This window comes from Pseudoalteromonas sp. PAST1, from assembly GCF_021532515.1.
GTDB classification, from domain to species: Bacteria; Pseudomonadota; Gammaproteobacteria; order Enterobacterales; family Alteromonadaceae; genus Pseudoalteromonas; species Pseudoalteromonas simplex.
Genome location: NZ_JAKGBH010000101.1, coordinates 1 through 4,888, shown reverse-complemented (window position 1 = coordinate 4,888; position 4,888 = coordinate 1). Strand labels below are relative to the sequence as shown.

General features: G+C 35.0%; 5 protein-coding genes. 4 read left to right on the top strand and 1 reads right to left on the bottom strand.

The features are described from left to right. The first annotated feature begins 18 nt into the window (after positions 1-18). The 3 genes from L1272_RS22565 to L1272_RS22555 all read left to right on the top strand — a co-directional run bounded on the left by L1272_RS22565 (position 19) and on the right by L1272_RS22555 (position 1,315). Entirely contained in the window at positions 19-537 is a 519-nt protein-coding gene (locus L1272_RS22565) for a hypothetical protein (RefSeq protein ID WP_063530037.1), read from the top strand. A 23-nt stretch (positions 538-560) separates the two neighbouring features. Next, positions 561-857, top strand: a complete 297-nt coding sequence (locus L1272_RS22560) for a hypothetical protein (RefSeq protein ID WP_063530038.1) — start codon at positions 561-563, stop codon at positions 855-857. A 74-nt stretch (positions 858-931) separates the two neighbouring features. Next, a complete protein-coding gene (locus L1272_RS22555) occupies positions 932-1,315 on the top strand; it encodes a hypothetical protein (protein ID WP_063530039.1) in 384 nt (127 codons plus the stop codon). Between the two features lie 71 nt (positions 1,316-1,386). Here L1272_RS22555 and L1272_RS22550 read toward each other — a convergent pair whose 3' ends face one another. Continuing rightward, positions 1,387-2,520 carry a hypothetical protein gene (locus tag L1272_RS22550; RefSeq protein ID WP_063530040.1) on the bottom strand — a complete coding sequence of 378 codons (1,134 nt, stop codon included), beginning with the start codon at positions 2,518-2,520 and terminating at the stop codon, positions 1,387-1,389. A gap of 1,798 nt (positions 2,521-4,318) precedes the next feature. On the opposite strand from L1272_RS22550, the gene L1272_RS22545 reads away from it, so the two are divergent. Beyond that, positions 4,319-4,552 (top strand): hypothetical protein, encoded by a 234-nt coding sequence (locus tag L1272_RS22545; protein WP_235374336.1) that lies wholly within the window; start codon positions 4,319-4,321, stop codon positions 4,550-4,552. The last annotated feature ends 336 nt before the right edge of the window (positions 4,553-4,888 follow it).

Sequence of the window (4,888 nt, the reverse complement as noted above, 5' to 3'; positions counted from 1 at the left end):
ATCAACTGCTTGTAACTCATGGTAAATGCTTCTGTTTGTTTGGCGACGATAGAGTACCACCAACAGGCAGTTGATCTCTTCTCACCGTTTAACCATGAGTGGTGCACTTATTATCTGAATTCGGGGGCTGCTGTCGAATTTAAAGCAGATATAACAAGGAAAGGGGTAATTACTATTCGAATTGAGGCAGCTTCTGGAGAAAATAAACGTTATGACTGGAAAAATAAAATTTCCATTCAGCTTACTCAGCTAGGTTTGATTGAATTTCTATGCGCATTTTTATTCATTAAGGAAAGTATTGAGTTAAAGCATTACGGAGCTAAGAATGACAAATCATTAAAGGTTCAATACCAAGAAGGGAAATTGTTTCTGCAAGTATCACAAAAAGGTAAAAAGCTTTGTGGAGTACCTATTCCTATGAATGAAGCAGTACGTATAGGTCTATTTGCACTGGACTCTTATTTGAAAAACTTCGACAACATTAGTGCTGAATTTGCTGTGCAGAATTTTAACCGAGCAGCTAGTTTGGGTCTTTGAGCGCTTGAAAATGGAGGTTGAAGATGATTTTACAAAATGACGATGCTCTAGAAATACCTCATGGTAATTCATCTGTTTGGCGGTATATGAGTACTTGGAAATTTGAACAGTTACTCATAAATTCCACTTTGTTTTTTCCAAACGCTAATGCACTCTCAGATCAATATGAAGTATCTATACCTGAAAGTGTTAAAAACAAAGAAAGAGATGATCTAATTAATGATGGTATTAGTGGGAACAATCTTAACGGTGAATTGGAAGCTTTTTTTGGAACACCAATCCTAAGAAAAACTGTGTCTTTATCAACTGCTGGTCATTAACTCCACATGAGTCATACGCTTTATGGAAGATTTATCTTTCAGGTGAGGCGAATGGGGTTGCCGTTAAAACGTCGGTGAGCAAACTTAAACGCTCAGTGATTAACGGGCAAGACAGTAACCCAGAGCCATTTTATATGGGTAAAGTTAAATATAAAAAACACCTTTGCGATGATAGCCTATCAAGGCTATCACTAATAACAACGAAAAAACCATTTTATGATTTTGAAAAAGAGCTAAGGCTTTTCATATTGAATGATTCACCTCCTGAGAAGAGCTTGGATCAAACTGTTAATTTCATTCAAGGCAAGAGCGTGAAGATTGATGTTAATGAGCTTATTCAAGAAGTGTACATTTCGCCATTTGCTTCGCAAGGTTACATAGATGAGGTAAAACAATTGCTTAAAAAGTATGGTTATTCAAAAGCTTTGATTAAAGAATCTGAAATACTTGATATGTAAAATTGGCTTTAATCCACTGCACTGTTCAACTTTAACAGTGCAGTCCCCATAACCAATATATGTACTGCCCCTTACTGCTCGATTAAAAGAGTTTCAACAACTTCTTCCGTCGTATTGCTTTTGATTCTAATTTTTTTAGCGTGTTTGTTGAGCGACACAATTTCATCACAGAACCCTTCTGTTGGGTATAACGTGTACTTGTAATCGATAACCTTACCTTCATCGTCTTTTACAGCAGCTATATCATACTTCTCTAAAATGCCAGCATTAATAAGGTCTTTCATTGTTGAAGTCATATTTCTGCGAATAGCGATTAAGCGATTTTCAGTGATGTCTTCTGACTCAATAGAGCCAAACTTAATCATTATTCTTACAAGCATGAAGTGATACGTCTTTTCGGGGCTGGCGTATCTAAACAATGTATAAAGTCTGGTTGTAAGCCAACTAGATAAGGTTCTCTTAAATTGTTGCGCCTGGTTAAAGTAATATCCTTTATAAGATACAGTTTCAATTTGCTGAGCCATGTACTCATTAAGAAATACAATGCATCTCTGAGTGCTTGGCCCTTTTTTACCAGAAAAATGAATTGATCCCAGATAAGGCATTTTTGCTTCATTTGTTTCTACTTCACCATTTGAGTTGGTGCTGTAGTTAAAAGACAGTTGACTACCAGACAGGATTAGTAGCGCTTCCTTTAAATCTGGATAAGATAGTGATTGATTAACTGACTTAAGCTCTGCATTTAGTTCATTCATTTTAAAATGAATGGCGTAACGAGTGCCGCTTGCGTTATTAATCTTAGAAATATTGCCTTTCGTAGCAAGAGAAATTAATGCCCTCTCCACTTTTTCTTCGCGGTCAGATGGCCAAGCAACATAGTCTGTTTCTTTACCTTTGATTACAGCTGGTGAGATTTGTAATTCACCGGTGTATTCAACACCATCCAACTTATCAGAAATAGACCGAGAATTAACGAGCCTTTCTGGTGCTTGTCTAATTGGGTATATGGTAGTTTTAACTCTTACAAAACGAGACCATAAATCGTATAGGGGAAAGGTATTTGATAACGAATTAGATTTCAAACCTTCAAAATGCACATCAGTAAAGAGTTTAAGCTGCTCAACCTCAGCGGCTTCCTGAACTACTAACCCTTTGGTGCTGATAGTCTCTGGCAAATTATTTATTGTAAGTTTGTTTTTGCTCATACCGAAATTCCCGCATACTTGAATTTCAAATATATCAAATCGCTATATAAATAACACAGCAAAATGCACCATTATTAAAAAACTCTTTATAATCATTACGATAATAGAGTGTAACTGTGATCTGACTACCTAATTAACCTATTAAAAATAACGTGTAATTGCGATCTGGTCGTTTGAGTAACAGTATGAATAACGTGTAACTGCGATCTGAGTTCAAAACCTACCTATTTGATTAAGGTGTAATTGCGATCTGAGATGAAATTTGAGGCCATAAAATAACGTGTAAATGCGATCTGACACTATAATTGAGCCCATAAAATAGCGTGTAATTACGATCTGGGATAGAAATTGAGGCCGAAAAATAACGTGTAAATGCGATCTGGGATGAAATTTGAGGCCATAGAATAACGTGTAAATGCGATCTGGGATGAAATATGAAGTCATAAAATAACGTGTAAATGCGATCTGACACAAAAATTTAGCTCATAAAATAAAGTGTAAATGCGATCTGAGAAGCTACATAACTACTGAATAACGTGTAATTAGGGTCTGAGATTTATTTTCAGTTTATTATTTCATCAACTTACTTCTGTGTACCCGATGTGAACTTAAAACTATTGGTCAAAAATAAATCGGAAGAATTTGCTCTAAAAAGGACAGAGAAATTACAAAATAAAGTGTAAAACCGATCTGAAAAATAAAACACTTATATTTCAAGGGCTTACAGAATTATATCACGCTTAATTAAAGGTAACGGGCGAAAAAAAACTATTTTCAAATGAAAATTCACTAAACTTCTGTAGTATGTATTCAGGGGGCTGTGAATAACCCACTAAAAAAAGGTGTAATTGCGATCTGAGAAGCGTGCAATTGCGATCTGGTATAGTAATTAGGCCTATTTTCAACCATTTCGAATAAAAAACAAACTGTGATTGTGAATAAAATAAAGTGTAAATGCGATCTTGAGCAATATCTTTGTGGATATTTTACAAGCAGCCCTTTATAACCTGTTGATAATAATATCAATATGAGTACTAATAACGTGTGCTTGCGATCTAAGTAACGTGCAATTGCGATCTAAATAACGTGTAACTGCGATCTCATTTATTTTTTATTATCTTTTATAATCAACAGCTTAAAATCACAATCCACAGCACTAACCTAAAGATCTAACCTATATATTTAACCATCATTATCCTTAATGTTTATTCTTAGCTCTCACAAATCAAATTAAAAACCATTTTTGATACTTAAAAAGAAGTAACTACTCATCGTGTGAGAATTTACAACGAAATTACTAAATGACTCCTAGGTAAAGTTTTCAATTATCTGCCTTTCTTTTTGGTTTGAAAAAGATAAACAATAAGAACCAAATAGGTTAATTGGCTTGCTTTGCTAAGTAATCAACGACCCAAGGAAATACAACGTTACCTAAAAAGATCATATCAATTCATGAATGATGTTGAGAAAATTGTACTGGCCCCAAACTTCATTCGCGTAAACCACAAAAAACCCTAAATCAAAGGAAGTTTTAACAATGCGAGAATTGAATCGATTTATACGTTTGTGAAATTTTCACATTCAAATTGATGATGAAAAACTCTCATTGTATGTCCGGACACATTAAAGAATTAAAAAAATGAACACATTTGGAATCCCATCAAAATGGATTTCTAAACCATTAAATGTATAAGTTATAGGTGCGGGTAGTACAAGATCTGCGTTTTTATCAGAATGTTTTCAGCTTGATTATTTACTGCGAAAGGTAACCAATCATTAAGTTCACTTAGACATCAGTGTGCATAGCGATGATAAAGTTAGTGAATCAAATGTCAGTAGGCAAAGATTTTATCCTGTTGATGTTTGTATAGATAAAGCCAAGGTTAGTGCTGATATGAGACGTTTTTTGCTAATAATCGTGGAAAAATCACCAATATGGTTAGATTTGGGTAACAGACGCTCATCAGGCCAAATTATTTTAGGTCACACTTACGAAGAAGTTAATAAGCTACCCAGTGTGTTTGATTTATAAACCCAATTAGAGAGTGCGAAAGTAAAACCTTTAAAAATAGACCCAGTTTGCTCACAAGTACTAGGTTACAGCTTTTAAGGTTAGCTATTTTTGAACAGCTATTTTTGAATAAGTTTTAACTTGAACTGCCAGGTTTGATTTATAGAGTGTATTAAATCAGACATTGAATAGCCGGTTTGTGCCAATAACAGATTTTCAGGCGTAACACATTTCTGTCGGATAGACGACACCTGTTACCAAGTGTCGCCCTCCTAAGAACCGTACGTGCAACTTTCACTGCATACGGCTCAAGCCTTCACGAAGGCACCTAATTGGTACCCAGCAACTTATAAAGCA

Coding starts and splice junctions, on each gene's coding strand:
- L1272_RS22560 (WP_063530038.1), top strand. CDS start 561: ATGATTTTACAAAATGACGATGCTCTAGAAATACCTCATGGTAATTCA.
- L1272_RS22565 (WP_063530037.1), top strand. CDS start 19: ATGGTAAATGCTTCTGTTTGTTTGGCGACGATAGAGTACCACCAACAG.
- L1272_RS22550 (WP_063530040.1), bottom strand. CDS start 2,520: ATGAGCAAAAACAAACTTACAATAAATAATTTGCCAGAGACTATCAGC.